The organism is Rothia sp. 11273D007AR, from assembly GCF_053547255.1.
Genome location: NZ_JBPPWJ010000010.1, coordinates 76,355 through 90,677 on the forward strand (window position 1 = coordinate 76,355; position 14,323 = coordinate 90,677).

At 62.2% G+C, this 14,323-nt stretch carries 10 protein-coding genes; 7 read left to right on the forward strand and 3 right to left on the reverse strand.

Going from position 1 to position 14,323, the window contains the following annotated elements; translation table 11 throughout:
- Positions 1-17 precede the first annotated feature (17 nt).
- Entirely contained in the window at positions 18-914 is an 897-nt protein-coding gene (locus tag ACED88_RS07160) for a hypothetical protein (protein WP_449109178.1), read from the reverse strand.
- 225 nt (positions 915-1,139) lie between these two features.
- Entirely contained in the window at positions 1,140-1,757 is a 618-nt protein-coding gene (locus ACED88_RS07165) for a TetR/AcrR family transcriptional regulator (RefSeq protein WP_431463626.1), read from the reverse strand.
- A gap of 109 nt (positions 1,758-1,866) precedes the next feature.
- On the opposite strand from ACED88_RS07165, the gene ACED88_RS07170 reads away from it, so the two are divergent.
- Entirely contained in the window at positions 1,867-2,973 is a 1,107-nt protein-coding gene (locus ACED88_RS07170; protein WP_449109179.1) for a YhgE/Pip domain-containing protein, read from the forward strand.
- Between the two features lie 192 nt (positions 2,974-3,165).
- Here the strand turns inward: ACED88_RS07170 and ACED88_RS07175 are convergent, their stop codons facing one another.
- Positions 3,166-3,822, reverse strand: coding sequence for a biliverdin-producing heme oxygenase (locus ACED88_RS07175; protein WP_449109180.1), 657 nt, complete (start codon positions 3,820-3,822; stop codon positions 3,166-3,168).
- Positions 3,823-4,020: 198 nt separating this feature from the next.
- On the opposite strand from ACED88_RS07175, the gene ACED88_RS07180 reads away from it, so the two are divergent.
- The 6 genes from ACED88_RS07180 (at position 4,021) to ACED88_RS07205 (ending at position 14,303) form a co-directional block, all read left to right on the forward strand.
- A complete protein-coding gene (locus ACED88_RS07180) occupies positions 4,021-6,195 on the forward strand; it encodes an HtaA domain-containing protein (protein ID WP_449109181.1) in 2,175 nt (724 codons plus the stop codon).
- A gap of 71 nt (positions 6,196-6,266) precedes the next feature.
- On the forward strand, positions 6,267-7,481 hold the full coding sequence (locus ACED88_RS07185; RefSeq protein WP_449109182.1) for a heme/hemin ABC transporter substrate-binding protein: 1,215 nt from the start codon (positions 6,267-6,269) through the stop codon (positions 7,479-7,481).
- A 48-nt stretch (positions 7,482-7,529) separates the two neighbouring features.
- On the forward strand, positions 7,530-8,522 hold the full coding sequence (locus ACED88_RS07190) for a FecCD family ABC transporter permease (RefSeq protein ID WP_449109213.1): 993 nt from the start codon (positions 7,530-7,532) through the stop codon (positions 8,520-8,522).
- Complete coding sequence (locus tag ACED88_RS07195; protein ID WP_449109183.1) at positions 8,519-9,295, forward strand: heme ABC transporter ATP-binding protein; 777 nt, start codon at positions 8,519-8,521, stop codon at positions 9,293-9,295. The genes ACED88_RS07190 and ACED88_RS07195 overlap by 4 nt, the downstream gene beginning before the upstream one ends.
- Positions 9,296-9,387: 92 nt before the next feature.
- Positions 9,388-11,910: an HAD-IC family P-type ATPase gene (locus ACED88_RS07200; RefSeq protein ID WP_449109184.1), complete on the forward strand. Its 2,523-nt coding sequence runs from the start codon at positions 9,388-9,390 to the stop codon at positions 11,908-11,910.
- A 257-nt stretch (positions 11,911-12,167) separates the two neighbouring features.
- Positions 12,168-14,303 carry a glucose PTS transporter subunit IIA gene (locus ACED88_RS07205; RefSeq protein WP_449109185.1) on the forward strand — a complete coding sequence of 712 codons (2,136 nt, stop codon included), beginning with the start codon at positions 12,168-12,170 and terminating at the stop codon, positions 14,301-14,303.
- Positions 14,304-14,323 lie beyond the last annotated feature (20 nt).

Sequence of the window (14,323 nt, forward strand, 5' to 3'; positions counted from 1 at the left end):
CACACCTCCAGTCTGGCTCACCAGACACCGGTCTCCCACAGCCGCTGCCGGAGAGTAGCAGGGTGCGACATCAGCTCCTTCCAGCGCGTACGCACCACCTTCCAGCCAGCCATCTCTAATTCGCGATGCCGTCGATGTTCCGCCTGAACTACGTCGTCAGCGCGGCCATAGACTCCCGAATACTTCACCTCACCGTCGACCTCAAGAATGACCCCCAACTCAGGCCAAGCGAAGTCAGCACGATAGACACGTCCATAGTGGGTGAATACCTCGAACTGCTCCTGAGGTAGAGGCAGATTCCACTCATAGATAAGGTCGCGCGCGATTGTCTCAGCCGGAGAATCTGCTAAAGCGCTCAGTCTCTGCCCCACGGCAAGCGCAGCTCCACCCGCCTCAGCCAGAGCAGCACGTGCCGACGCTACAGATATAACACCCTGCCGCAGAAAATAATCACCAATCACCAGCGCCTCAACGCGAGGTAGAGATAAGGCCACATCGCGCAGAGTTTGCCCCGGAGCAGCAACAGAAGCCCCTACTACCAGCTGAGCCTCGCGAACTACGTCCGTGCGTCCGCGATGCGCTGTTACTGAAGGGCGGTGCTGTACAGAAGCTGACGCAAAACTCATATGCACCTTGTGAGGTAGGGTTAGGAGCGGAGCTCCTAACCAAAGCGCAGCCGACTGGTGACTCAGCACCCCGCTCGGCACCGTTTTGATATGCGCAGCGTGGTGGGCTATGCATCTCTGGCGAGTGCCCCACTGGTTCCATATAGAGGTCTCAATATAGATCCCCTGCTTGATTTTGGTGTAGTAACCAGACCTAAAACGGGTCGAAGCTACAGAGGGGCTTACACCGATATCTTGTAAATCTTTAAGGCAGCGCACCTGCTGGTAAATCTCTGCAACATCATTCATAAGGGCAGTGTCACCGACCCCGTTCACCTCTTGCAAGGGGTGTGAACATCGCAGGCTCTTTTGGTTCACAAACAGGTCATATAGCAGCCAGGCCTGTGGATAAGTCGGGTGCGTTAGCGTGGCAGTTACCGACCCGGGGAGCGTCCTTCTTTCTTAACCCTGTGCAGGGTTCTTGGGCTGTGTGCAGAGAAAACCCTGCACACAGCCCAAGAAACCTGCCCAGACCTATGCTCCTTCCCCCAGCGCTTCCAGGGCACTGTTGGGCAGGACGTCCGCGAGCACGTTCATCACGATTGTGCTGTAGAGCTGGGAGAAGCTATCAAGGCGCACAAAGAACTCGTCCTCGCTCAAATCAGCGAGTGAAGCGATAGACCCCAGCAGCCCGTTGATAAGGAAGGTGTGGGTGACTAGGAGCAGGTCGGGGTCGCTACCGTCACCGCGCAATAGCCCCTGTTCAATCCACATAGCGCGCACGGTGGCCCTGAATCTGTCAGAGGCTTCAGCCTGGGGGCTACTTGCCAGCTGGCGGGCTAGGTAGCGGATAAGGTCAAGGTTCTCATCGTAGAAGGCCCGCACCGTGCTACTGCTCAAATCGTGGCTCGCGATAAGCCGCACGATACCGCGGAACTTTTCGGTAGTCAGCCGCTGGTTTTCTGCTTCAGCGCGCACCGCGGCGAGGTTTTCAAAGTGGTAATAGAAGGTGGTGCGGTTACACCCAGCACGTTTGAGAATCTGGTCGACGGCGATGTCGGGGAAGGCTCGCTCAGCTGCTAGTGCCCAGTAGGCTTCGGTGATGCGCTGACGGGCGCCGGGTTGGGCTGAGTCTTTGCGAGGACGGGCCATGGTCTCCTCCTAAAAAATGCAACAAAGTGTTGTACTAAGTCTAATTTAGCCCGGGCGGGGTGATTTTAGGATTAAATACAACAAGTTGTTGCATTAGAAAGGCACAGACATGGCAGGCTCAACAGTCGCCACTGACTCACACACCCAAACCTCCAGCCCCAAACGCTGGATTCTCCCCCTTCTCGCCCCGATTATCGGCCTGCTGGTCGCCGACCTCATAGTGACCCCCATGCTGGGAGCTAAGGCAGAAAACCTGCCGGTAGCTATCGTCAATGCAGATTCAGGTATCACCCTACCGACTGGTGAAACCATCAACGCCGGAGCCCAGGCAGTTGAAAATCTCACCTCCGCTGACCAGCAGGTTCTTGACTTCACCCTGGTCACTAGCGGCCAGTCGGCCGAGGAACTCCTTGAGGACGAGGGCTACTACGCCGTTCTTGAAATTCCAGCTGACTTCTCTCAGGCTGCCGCAGCAGCACAGGCTGGAGGCGGCGAGGCGTCCGCACTTACCGCTACCGTAGACCAGTCCAAGACTATGATGGGCGTGCAAACCGCAACCAACGCCCTGACCGCCATGAGCCAGAACTCGCCGGTGGCTATCAATGTGACCACCATAAACAAGATTCCCACCGAGTGGGGTTTTGCTGGCAGCTTCGCCCCCATGATGCTCTTTATTGGCACCTTCATCAGTTCACTGGTGTCGTCCATCCTGCTTGCCGGATCCCACTCCGTTTCTAAGGCTCGCGGCACCACAGCTTGGGTGAACGCTGGTCTGCAGGTAGTTTATGGGGCCGCAGCAGCACTGCTGGTTGGCTTCGGCGCAACCTGGCTAGTGCAGTCTATTACTGGCTTTGAGCTGCCCTTCACAGAACTGGCCCTCTTCTTGAGCGCCCTATCTGCTGGTTATATTGCCCTGACCACCGGCTTCCTTGACCTACTGGGCACTAAGGGCGTGGCCCTATCGGCCCTCACCATGCTGCTGGGCACTGCGAACCTCAGCATCCCCCGCCAGTTCCTGCCGGCCTTCTGGAGCGAGTGGATTTACCCCTGGATTCCCGCCCGTTTCGCAGGGCAGGGAGCACGCGACATCCTCTATGCAGGCGAGGCTTGGCTGAACTCCAACACCGGCGCCTTCTTCTGGCTGGTAGCCATCGGTCTGGCCCTCATTGCGGTAGCAGCCCTTAAGAACCGCGCCCCCAAGGAGCTAGCCGCCTAACCCACACCATTACCGCTCAGCAACACCCAGAGCGCACCCAAGGACGCCTGCTCCGGCTCACGCAAGCCGGGGCAGGCGTCCTTTTGCTCTAGTCCCTCTAGTCCCGTGCAGGGTTCTTGGGCTGTGTGCAGAGAAAACCCTGCACACAGCCCAAGAACCCTGCACACAGCATGGAGGCCCCTAGCTACACACCTATGAGGCTAGGCTCTCACCCAGCTGCGCAAACACACGGGTGTTGTAATCAAACCCAGCTAGGGCCTCATCAACCAGGGCGTCACGCTGGGCGTCCGTCAGCGGGGCATCGTCCAGAAGACCCCGGTAGGAGTCCTTGAATACCTTGGGCTTCGGGAGCGCCTCAAATCGGTACATGCTCAGAGCCTCAGCGGGCACACCGTAGTGCCGGGCGACCAGGGCAGCCACAGCCTGCCCGCCCGACAGGTCGCCCAGGTAGCGCAGGTAGTGGTGGGCCAAGAAGCGTTCGGGGGCGGACGCCGTCGCCCGGATAGCTGCCGCATAGTCAGCGGTTGCCGGTAGCGGCTGGTCACTGGTGGGGCCGCCCAGTTCAGCTAGGTCAGCCTTGATAGAAGCAAGCCGGTCAAGGCCCTCGAGCACGAAGGGTTCGGTGATGGGGTTGGGGTGGGCGCGGAAGCCGGCTGCTACTTCTTCGAGGGCCTCATAAATATAGACGTACTGGGTTAGCAGCATGCGGTATGCCTTACGGTCGAGCTTGCCGCCCATCAGGTCGGCCATGAAGCTGGAGTGTTCTGCCTGCTCGTGGCGGGCAGCAGTTTCTGCCTTAAGGCGGGCTGAGAAGGTAGGACGCTCGGTATCGGCGAGAGCGGTGGTCATGGGCCCTCCTTGGTTGGGGGCTAGATTAACACTATTTATTGACAGACTGTCACCAAGAAAGAATTAAGTCAAGTACTTGTAACCTATTTTTATTAGGGTTGCCTTAATGCTAGTTTAGGCATGCCCTTAAATTTAATAAGGCAGGGCATGTTACGAAATGTGCCCACCCTACACCACATAGTTTTCACGAGGATGCCCATGTCTCCCCAGCACAGCGCCCGGCGCTCCTGCGCCCTCCTAGCCACCGCCGCACTCACCCTGTCAGGCATGACCCTAGCCACCGCGTCCGTAGCCGACGCAGCGGACGCCACCAGCAGCACCGTCGCGGCCGCGTCCGCAACTCACGTCGCCAGCAATGCCCAGCTGACCTGGTCGCTCAAGGACTCCTTCATCCGCTACGTTACCGGCGCTTTTGCCGGTGGTAGCGTCGAGGTAACCGGCGGCCCCAGCTTCAACGGCTCCACGTTCTCCTGGCAGGGGGCCGAGGGCGAGTTCACCGGTGCAAACGGCACTATCTCCTACCCCGGCACCATCCATTTCACCGCCCATAAGGGTGAACTTGATATCACCTACGCCAACCTCAAACTTGTCGTCAACGGCAACCAGGGCACCCTGGTAGCTGATGTGAAGTCCAAGGGCTACAACAGCTCCCCCGATATCGATGCCACCAACGTCCACTTCGCTACCGTAGACCTTTCTGGCGTCACTTTCAGCAACGGCACCGTATCAGCCACTGCTGCTCCCGTTACTCTCACCGCCGACGGCGCAGCAGCCTTCGCCGGTTTCTACAAGGCAGGCGAGGTTTTGTCTCCGCTCACTTTCTCGGCTGACCTGGCTGAAAAGCCCGCAGAGACCCCGGCGCCCACGCCCGAGCCCACCGCTGACGGCGTCACCAATGCAGCGGGCACCGTCACCTGGGGCATCAAGGATTCCTTCCTTAACTACCTGATCGCCCAGAACGCTGTTACTCCCGGCGAAAACACCAGCCTTGAAGGCAACAACTTTGTCTTCGCCGGTGCGACCGCGCAGACAACAGACACCGGCTATTCCATCAGTGTTCCGGGCAGCTTCTCCCTGACGGCCCACGGCGGGGTGCTGAACATTAATCTGCACAGCTTCCGGGTTGTCACCGATGGGGCCCAGGGTTACATCTACGCCACCGGCACCTCAGCCAACACCGGGGAAATCACTGACCAGCCCATCGCCAGCTTCGACGCGAGCGCCCTGACCACCGACGCCGAGGGCAACCTGCTCCTGAGCGGTGTCACCACCTATGCCACAGAGCACGCAGCAAGCATTTTTGGCTCCCGTTACGCTGCGGGCCTGGAGTTTGACCCCCTCTACCTGCGCGTGGCTGCTCCGGTAGTTGAGGACGCGCCCGCCCCGGCTCCCAGCGAGACTCCGGCTCCTGCCCCGAGTGAGACCCCCGCCCCGAGCCCGTCGGCTGAGCCGACTACCCAGCCCACTGCCGAGCCGACCGTCGCTCCCTCAGCCCAGCCTTCTGTTGAGCCGACGGCTGCTCCTTCTGCTCAGCCGACCGTCGTTCCCTCTACCCAGCCCTCCACCAACCCTGCTGACCCGGCACCCCAGTGTGTTCCGGTAACCGTCACTGAGACAGTTGCCGGTGCAACCACTACCCAGGCTGACGGGACCGTCTCAGCTGCTACTTTCGACTGGGGTGTGCGTTCCTCCTTCCGTAACTATATCGGCGGTGGTATCGCTAAGGGCAGTTGGGAACTCAGCGACACAACTTACTCCAACAGCACCTTTAACTGGGCAAACGGTAGTGGCACCTACTCCAACGGCAAGGGCAGCATCTCCTTTACCGGTTCGGTGCGTTTCACCGGCCACGGCGGTACCTTGAACACTCTGATGGCTAACCCCCGCCTTGAGATCAACGGCTCAACCGGCACCCTCTACCTGACCGTAAGTTCTAATGACATGAAGGGGCAGACAACCCACCACGGTGAGGTGCCCTTCGCCAATGTCGATTTGGCTGGCCTGACTGTTAACGGATCCAGCATTAGCGTCAGCGGTGCTTCTGCCACCCTAACTGCTGAGGGCGAAGTTGCCTTCGCTGGCTTCTACTCAGCAGGTATGGCCCTTGATCCCATCAGCTTCACCGGCACCCTGGGTTCAAAGACCGTCACCGGCGCTTCCCAGACTATTGAGAAGACCCAGTATGTCTCTCAGAATGGCGCTAACTGCGATGCCCTCAACGCTGAGGCAGAGCGGAAGGCTGAGGCTGCCCGCGCTGCCGCCCAGGGTAGCAAGCTGGCGAACACCGGTGCTTCAGTCGGTGCCCTTGTTGCTGTGGGTGCCGCCCTGCTGGCTGCTGGTGCTGTGGTGGTAGCCCGCCGCCGCGCGTCCTAATTCTCCCTTTCCCGGGTGGGAGCCGGAATCTACCCGGTTCCCACCCCCTTTCTTTCTCTCAGGAGGTTCTGGTGCTCACGCGCTCTTTTTCTTCCCTGCCCCTGCGCCGGGGTTTTTCTGTTCTGAGTGCGACCCTGGTTCTGGCGGTGACGGCCTGCTCAGGGTCAGCAGATAGCGGGGCGGACGCCGCCACCACAGGCCCGCAGACAGGGGCAGCTTCGTCATCGGTTGAGGGTCTGGCAGAGTCATCGGCAACGGCCGGGGGCATTGAGGCTCCTGCCAGTGAAGAGGTGCACCGCACCGCCCTGCAGCAGGCCGAGGACTACCTCAAAGCCAATGCTGTAGAGAACCCCAAGAGCCTGACAGGTCTAGCCACGGCGGCGTCCGTGCCCGACGTGCTGCCGATTGAGAACCCGCAGGCCCCGCAGCTGCCGGTGACCGTCACCGATTTTCAGGGTACCGAGGTGACCGTGACCAGCGCCGACCGTATTCTGGCCCTGGATATGTACGGCACCCTAGCCCAGACTGTCGTCGCTTTGGGGCTGGGCGACAACCTGGTAGGACGAGTCACGTCCTCAACCGAAACGACCCTGGCAGACCTGCCCCTGGTGACCCAGAACGGCCACGATATTTCGGCTGAGGCGGTTCTTTCTCTCGCCCCGACCGTGGTGCTCATGGACACCACCAACGGCCCCCTCGAAATTACCGAGCAGCTGCGCTCCGCCGGGGTGACCGTGGTGCATTTTGACCCCTCGCGTTCCTTGAGCCAGGTAGTGCCGCAGATTGAGGCGGTTGCGCAGGCTCTGGGAGTTCCGGACGCCGGCGCCCAGCTGGGTGCCCGGGTGCAGGCTGAGATTGATTCGGCGCTAGCCACCATTGCCGAGGTTGCCCCGCAGGATTCGGCGCAGAAGGTGGGCATGGCCTTCCTCTACGTTCGGGGTACTGCCGGTGTCTTCTTTATCCTGGGTGACGGTTCAGGGGCCGATGAGCTGATTACCGCCCTGGGTGGTCGCGATGTGGCCAGTGAGGGCGGGGCTTCGGGTACCGTGCCCGCTAACGCCGAAGCGCTCTCGCGGGCTAACCCCGACCTGATCCTCACCATGACCGGCGGGGTGGAGTCCACCGGCGGTATCGAGGCCTTCTTCGCCCGCCCCGGGGTAGCTGAAACAACTGCCGGCGCAAACCAGCGCGTGGTCGACATGGCAGACGGCCAGGTTCTCTCGTTCGGGCCCAACAGTGCTGCGGTGCTGCTGTCGTTGGCCACCGCTATCTACACCCAGCAGTAGGTTCTTGTGCAGGTACGTTCTTCTACCCTCACGGCGGTCTTTACCGCCCTGCCCCTCCTGCTACTCGGCACGGTACTCATATCAGCTAGCCTGGGCCAGTTTGAGATTCCCCTCCCCCAGGTTGCCGGGGGTATTCTGCGCAACCTGGGGCTGGCGTCCGCCGACCCTGCCGTGCAGCTGGCAGACGCTACCCTCTGGAATATCCGCCTACCCCGCATTCTGCTGGGGCTGCTGGTGGGTGCCGCTTTGGGGGCGTCCGGCGCCCTGATGCAGGCGGTCTTTGGCAACCCGCTGGCTGAGCCGGGCATCATCGGTATTTCAGCCGGGGCTGCGGTGGGGGCCTGCGGGGCTATTGTGCTGGGGCTGAATGCCCTGGGTATGTTCACCGTGCCCCTCTGCGCCTTCGCCTGCGCGCTAGCCACCACCGCCCTGGTGTACCTCTTCTCCCGCTCCGGCGGGCGGGCAGAGGTGCTGTCGATGATTCTCACCGGTATTGCCGTAACCGCCGTGGCTAACGCCCTGATTGCCCTGATGGTCTTTATCGCCGACGACGCCAGCCGCGACCAGATTATCTTCTGGCAGATGGGCTCCCTGAACGGGGCGACCTGGGCGGCGGTAGCCACCAGTGCCCCGATTGTGGGTCTCGGTATTATCGGTAGCTTTCTCTTGGCCCGGCAGCTCAACCTGCTCGCCCTGGGTGAGCGGGCCGCTGCCCACTCGGGTGTTCATGTAGAGCGCCTGCGCCTGGCAGCCATCGTCTGCACCGCCCTGCTCACCGGGGCCGCAGTCGCCTACGCGGGCATTATCGCTTTTGTGGGTCTGATTGTGCCGCACCTGCTCCGCATGGTGGTGGGGCCCTCCAACCGGGTGCTCCTGCCGGCATCGGCCCTGGGCGGTGCCCTGCTCATTGCGGCCTCCGACCTCGCCGCCCGTACCCTGGTGAGCTTCGCCGACCTGCCCATCGGTATCTTCACCGCCCTGGTGGGCGGCCCCACCTTCTTTGTTCTGCTCCGCCGAACCCTGACCAAGGGGGCCCTGTGACCGCACCTTTACTCGTCGCCGATTCGGTCAGCTACCGGGTGAACGGGCGGCAGATTCTGCACAACGTCTCGCTTGAGGTTGCCCCCGGTGAGGTTCTAGCTCTTATCGGCCCCAACGGGGCGGGTAAATCGACCCTGCTGTCCCTGCTGGCAGGGGATGCTGCCCCCAGCTCGGGGCAGGTTACCCTGGGCGGACGTCCGCTGGCAGACTACCGGCCGGTAGAGCTGGCCCGCACCCGTGCCATGCTGTTGCAGCACACCTCGGTAGCCTTCTCCTACACCGTGCAGCAGGTGGTCCAGATGGGCCGGGCTCCCTGGCGGGGCACCGATCAAGCCCAGAAGGATCACGAGATTGTCGCCGCCGTCCTTGCCGACACTGATACCGGGCACCTGGCGGGCAGGGACGTCCGCACCCTCTCGGGCGGCGAAGCCGGCCGCACCCACCTGGCCCGGGTCTTTGCCCAGCGCACTCCCCTGCTCCTGCTCGACGAGCCCACCGCCGCCCTCGATATTCTGCACCAGGAGCAGACCCTCACCCGCGCCCGCGCCTACGCCCGGCAGGGGGCTGCTGTGGTGGTGGTCCTTCACGACCTCGATGTTGCAGCCTCTTACTCTGACCGGCTGGTGCTTCTTGCCCAGGGGCAGGTGGTGGCGCAAGGACGCCCGCAGCAGGTCTGCACCGCCGAGCGGCTCAGCGCGGTCTACGGCCACCCTATCGAGGTGCTCACCCACCCGGTGACCGGGCGCCTGCTGGTGCTTCCTGCCCGCGACTGAGGCTGTTTTCATCCTTGAGACGGACGTGTACCCTCGGCTTCTCCCACTAGACTGGTTACTACCCTGACCAGCCCGACGCCCAAGGAGCCCCTATGTCTCACACCGCGCCTGCACACCGCGTGAATGTGAGTACCCCTCCAGACAGCGTCCTTGAGGCCGGTGGGCTCACCAGCGAGCAGGTCGCTGAGCGTACCTCTGCCGGGTTAGTGAATACGCAGAATAATGCGACCTCCCGCTCTACCGCCACCATTATCCGCACCCACCTGTTCACCATGTTTAACCTGGTGCTGGGGCTCTGCGGGCTGGCGGTGATTCTGGTGGGTTCCTGGCTCGATACCCTTTTCCTTTTGGCTGCTATTGCCAACGTGGTCATCGGCTTCACCCAGGAGTTCTCGGCGAAGCGTCAGCTAGACCGCATTGCTCTGCTGCGCCGAGACCCCGCCACCGCCCTGCGCGATGGCAAGCTGGTGCCGGTTGCCCTCGATGAGCTGGTTCTTGACGACGTTGTGCTGCTCAAGCGCGGGGACCAGGTTCCTGCCGATGCCGTGGTGCTCACCAGCGACGGCCTGGACCTTGATGAATCCCTGCTCACCGGCGAAAACGACCCCGTCGGCAAGGTACCGGGGGACGGCGTCCTATCGGCTTCATCCGTGATTGGGGGGTCGGGCAAGGTGCGGCTGACGGCGGTGGGGGCTACCTCCCGTGCCGCGAAAATTACGGCCGAGGCCCGCCAGTTCACCACCATCCATTCGGAGCTCCGGGCGGGTATGGAGCGGGTGGTTACCTGGATTACCTGGGCCCTGATTCCCATCATTGCAATTGTACTGAACGGGCAGATGCAGGCCGCTGGCGGCTGGCACCTGGCCCTTGATTCCGGTGCCTGGCGTGATGCCCTGATTACCTCTGTCTCGTCAGTGGCCTCCATGATTCCCCAGGGCCTGGCCCTGATGACCACGATTTCCTTTGCCGTGGCATCGGTTAAGCTGGCCCGCACCGAGGTGCTGATTCAGGAGCAGCCCGCCGTTGAGGTGCTGGCCCGCGTTGATACCGTCTGCTTCGATAAGACCGGCACCCTGACCGAGGGCGGGGTGCGCTTTGATTCGGTTCGCTCCCTGACCGGGCAGGTGCTCTGGGCAGAGACCGGGCATCAGGACGCCGCCGCCGCTTCCCGGGTTAAGGACGGCTGGGCTGCCGCCCTGGGTTGGCTGGGAGCCGACCAGAACGCCAACCCCACCGCGGCTGCCCTGAAAGAGCCCTTTGCTGAGGCAGCGGGCACCGCAGCCCCTGCCGGTGCTAGCGCTCCGGCTGCCGCAGGCGTCCTGCCCTTCTCATCTGCTCTGCGCTTTAGCGGCGTTGAGTTCACGGGCACCGGTGCCTGGCTACTCGGTGCCCCCGAGGCGCTTTTGCCCGAGGGCTCTGCTGCCCGCGACCTGGCCGGTGAGCTGGCCGAGAGCGGGCTGCGTGTGCTGGTGCTGGCCCACGCCCCCGCCCTTATGCGCGAGCCTTCCGGCAAGGTAGCCGCCCGGGTTCCTGCCGGTCATGAGCCCCAGGTACTCGTGATTTTCCGCGAGCAGGTACGCTCCGAGGCTCCCGAAACCCTGGCCTACTTCAGAAGCCAGGGTATCGACCTGAAGGTCTTCTCTGGCGATAACCCCCGCACGGTAGCGGCCGCAGCGGCATCCGCCGGCATGGACGTCTCAGCCGGGGCGGTCGACGCCTCAACCCTGCCCGAATCTGGCCCTGAGCTGGTAGAAGCTGCCCGAACCCACGCCGTCTTTGGCCGGGTCTCCCCCGAACAGAAGAAGAACATGGTGCTGGGTCTGCGCGAGGCCGGGCACGTAGTAGCGATGACCGGCGACGGTATCAACGACGCCCTGGCCCTCAAACACGCCGACCTGGGTATCGCCATGGGCAACGCAGCGCCCGCCACCAAGGCGGTATCGCGCCTGGTGCTTCTCGACGGACGCTTTGACCGCCTACCCGGCGTACTCGCCGAGGGGCGCAAGATTATCGCCAATATCGAGCGGGTCACCAACCTCTTCCTCACCAAGACCGCCTTCGCTATCCTGCTGGGCCTCACCCTGGGTGTACTCTGCTGGAGCTTCCCCTTCCTACCGCGTCAGTACTCCACCGCCGACCTGCTCATTGTGGGGGGTCCTGCCTTCTTCCTGACCATGCTGCCCAACACCCGTCGCTACGTCAGCGGCTTCTTGGGCAGGGCCCTGCACTACGCCCTACCGACAGCCATCATCATCACAGCGGTACTGGTCTTCGTCAACGGCTACGGGCGCGCTCTCGCCGGGGTGGCAACAGCAGAGATTCAGACCGCCACCTTCATCGCCCTTGTACTCATGGGTATCTACAACATCACCACCGTAGTGCGGCCCGTGCGCGGCGTCCGCCTGGCTATCGTGGCGGCCATGTACGCTGGCCTGGTCCTGGCTCTGCTGCTTCCTCCCTCACTCTGGTACCACCAGTTCACCATTCCCACCGGGGCATACTTACTAGCCACTGTAGGATCAGCCGCCCTGGGCTGCCTAGCTATCGAAATCAACCTACGCCTGCACACCGCCTGGTTGCGAGCTAAACACCCCCAGGTACTTGCACAGGGCTAACCTCAGGGAGTACGCTTGAGCACGAACGGGGTTAACACCCCACACTCTATGTAGTCAATCATCAGGATTGTTACTGGCTTAGCAGGCAAGACCTGAGTTGCTATCAGCTCATACGGCACCGGTGCACCCGCACCCACACCCCACTTTTATGAGCACCCGTCTACCCGGATCAGGGCATACGGTTCGATAGGCAACTCGGGTCTTTTTCGTCTTAAACAACCGGCTAGCAGTCCGCACACACCAGTAAGGTTCCACTCGTGAATAACTCACAGATGGGCGAAAAGATTCTCGAAGGCCTGGGCGGCCCCGAGAACATCTCGCACTTTACCCACTGCGCCACCCGCTTGCGCGTGACTCCCAAGTCCAACAGCGCCGTAGACCGCACCAAGATTGAGAACATCCCCGGCGTTCTCTCCATCATCGAGCAGTCCGGCCAGACCCAGGTCGTCCTCGGCGACAAGGTCGAATCTGTCTACAACGAAATGCTCAAGCTGCCCGGCATGAGCTCCGTCGGTGAAAGCTCATCCAAGGGAGCCGTAGCCACCGACGAGAAGAAGGCCGGCGCAATCACCCGCGTCTTCGACGTGCTCTCAGACTCCTTCCGCCCCATCCTCTGGGCGCTGCTGGGCACCTCCATGATCCTGACCCTGATCGTCTTCCTGCAGCAGCTGGGCTACTTCGGTCAGTACACCGACCTCACCGGTCAGGTCGTTAACATCGACATCGTCAACGGCCCCCGCCTGGCCGACGCCGATGCAGCAGCCGCCATGCTCAACGAGTGGCGCGCAGCCTTCCCCTTCTGGTTCATCATGCTGGCAGCCTCCCTGTCAGTCCTGCAGTTCATGCCCATCATGCTGGGTGCAACCGCAGCTAAGCGCCTGGGCGCTAACATGTGGGTCGGTGCGGCTATCCCCGCAGCCCTCATGACCGGCACCTTCCAGGGCTTTGCCGACATCGCGGTAGACGGCGTCGTCCGCGTCCCCTTCCTGGGTCTTGACCTGCCGCTCTACGTCATGAACTACACCGGCCAGATCTTCCCGCCCCTCTTCGCAGCAGCCCTGCTGGCTCCCCTGGAGCGCTTCCTGAAGAAGGTCATCCCCACCATGCTGCACATGGTCTTCGTGCCCATGCTCTCCGTCATGATCCTGGTACCCCTGACCGCCTTCCTCATCGGCCCCATCGGCATCAAGTTCGCTCTGGCTATCTCTGACTTCATCGGCGGCGTCAACGAAATCGCCCCCTGGCTGGTCGGCGGCCTCATCGCCGGTCTCTACCTCTTCATGGTTCCCCTGGGTCTGCACTGGCCCCTGAACGCCGTCATGATTAACAACCTGCAGACCGACGGTGTGGACTTCATCCAGTCCCCCATGGGCGCTTACAACTTCGCTGTCTTCGGCGTTGTCACCGGTGTTGCCATCGTTGCTCGCCGCAACAAGGAACTCCGCCAGACCGCCGTCGGTGCGGCCGCATCGGGTCTGCTCGGTGGTATCTCCGAGCCCTCCCTCTACGGTGTTGTCCTGCGCTACAAGCGCGTCTTCCCCCTGATTCTGGTCCCCGCCATCATCGGTGGTGCCACTATCTCGGCTCTGGGCGTTAAGTCCTACGCCTTCGCCTTCACCTCCCTGATTTCTATCCCCGCTATGCAGCCCTGGTACCTCTACATGATCGGTCTGGCTATCGCCTTCTTCGGCGCCATGGCAGGTGTGCTGATCTTCGGCTACGAGTCTAAGGAGCAGAAGGCTGAAGCAGCTGCTCAGGCAGCAGCCGTTGCAGAAACCGGCATTGGCGAGTCAGCCGCTGAGGCAACCACCCCCGGCGCTGCTGAAAAGCGCACCGAAGCTGCTGCCGCCACCGCAGCCGCAGCCCCCGTTGCAGTTGCTGAGAAGCAGGACGCCGCCCCCTGGGCAGCTGAAGAAGTAGCAGCCCCCGCAGCAGGCACCGTCCTGACCATGGCATCCCCCCTCGAAGGCCAGGCAGTTCCCCTGTCTGAGACCCCCGACCCCATCTTTGCCGCCAAAAAGCTCGGCAAGGGTGCAGCCATCGTCCCCACCGGCAACACCGTGGTAGCCCCCGCCGCCGGTAAGGTCTCCGTCACCATGCCTTCCGGCCACGCTATCGGCCTGAAGCTCGACAACGGTGTAGAACTGCTCATTCACGTGGGTATCGACACCGTCAACCTGAACGGCGAAGGATTCGACGTAAAGGTTGAGAAGGGCCAGCGCGTCAATCCCGGCGATATCCTGCTGACCTTCAACCCCGAGATCATCAAGAACGCCGGCTACTCCCTGGTAACCCCCGTTCTGGTCACCAACACCAACCGCTTCGCTGAGGTTGAGGGCGCTACCGGCGCCGTCCAGCCCGGCTCTGAGCTGCTGAAGGTTACCACCAAGTAACCCCGCCGCAGCCTAGTCGT

Bases quoted from the DNA above. Each gene is read 5' to 3' on its own strand.
- ACED88_RS07160 (WP_449109178.1), bottom strand. From the start codon at position 914: ATGAATGATGTTGCAGAGATTTACCAGCAGGTGCGCTGCCTTAAAGAT.
- ACED88_RS07165 (WP_431463626.1), bottom strand. From the start codon at position 1,757: ATGGCCCGTCCTCGCAAAGACTCAGCCCAACCCGGCGCCCGTCAGCGC.
- ACED88_RS07170 (WP_449109179.1), top strand. From the start codon at position 1,867: ATGGCAGGCTCAACAGTCGCCACTGACTCACACACCCAAACCTCCAGC.
- ACED88_RS07175 (WP_449109180.1), bottom strand. From the start codon at position 3,822: ATGACCACCGCTCTCGCCGATACCGAGCGTCCTACCTTCTCAGCCCGC.
- ACED88_RS07180 (WP_449109181.1), top strand. From the start codon at position 4,021: ATGTCTCCCCAGCACAGCGCCCGGCGCTCCTGCGCCCTCCTAGCCACC.
- ACED88_RS07200 (WP_449109184.1), top strand. From the start codon at position 9,388: ATGTCTCACACCGCGCCTGCACACCGCGTGAATGTGAGTACCCCTCCA.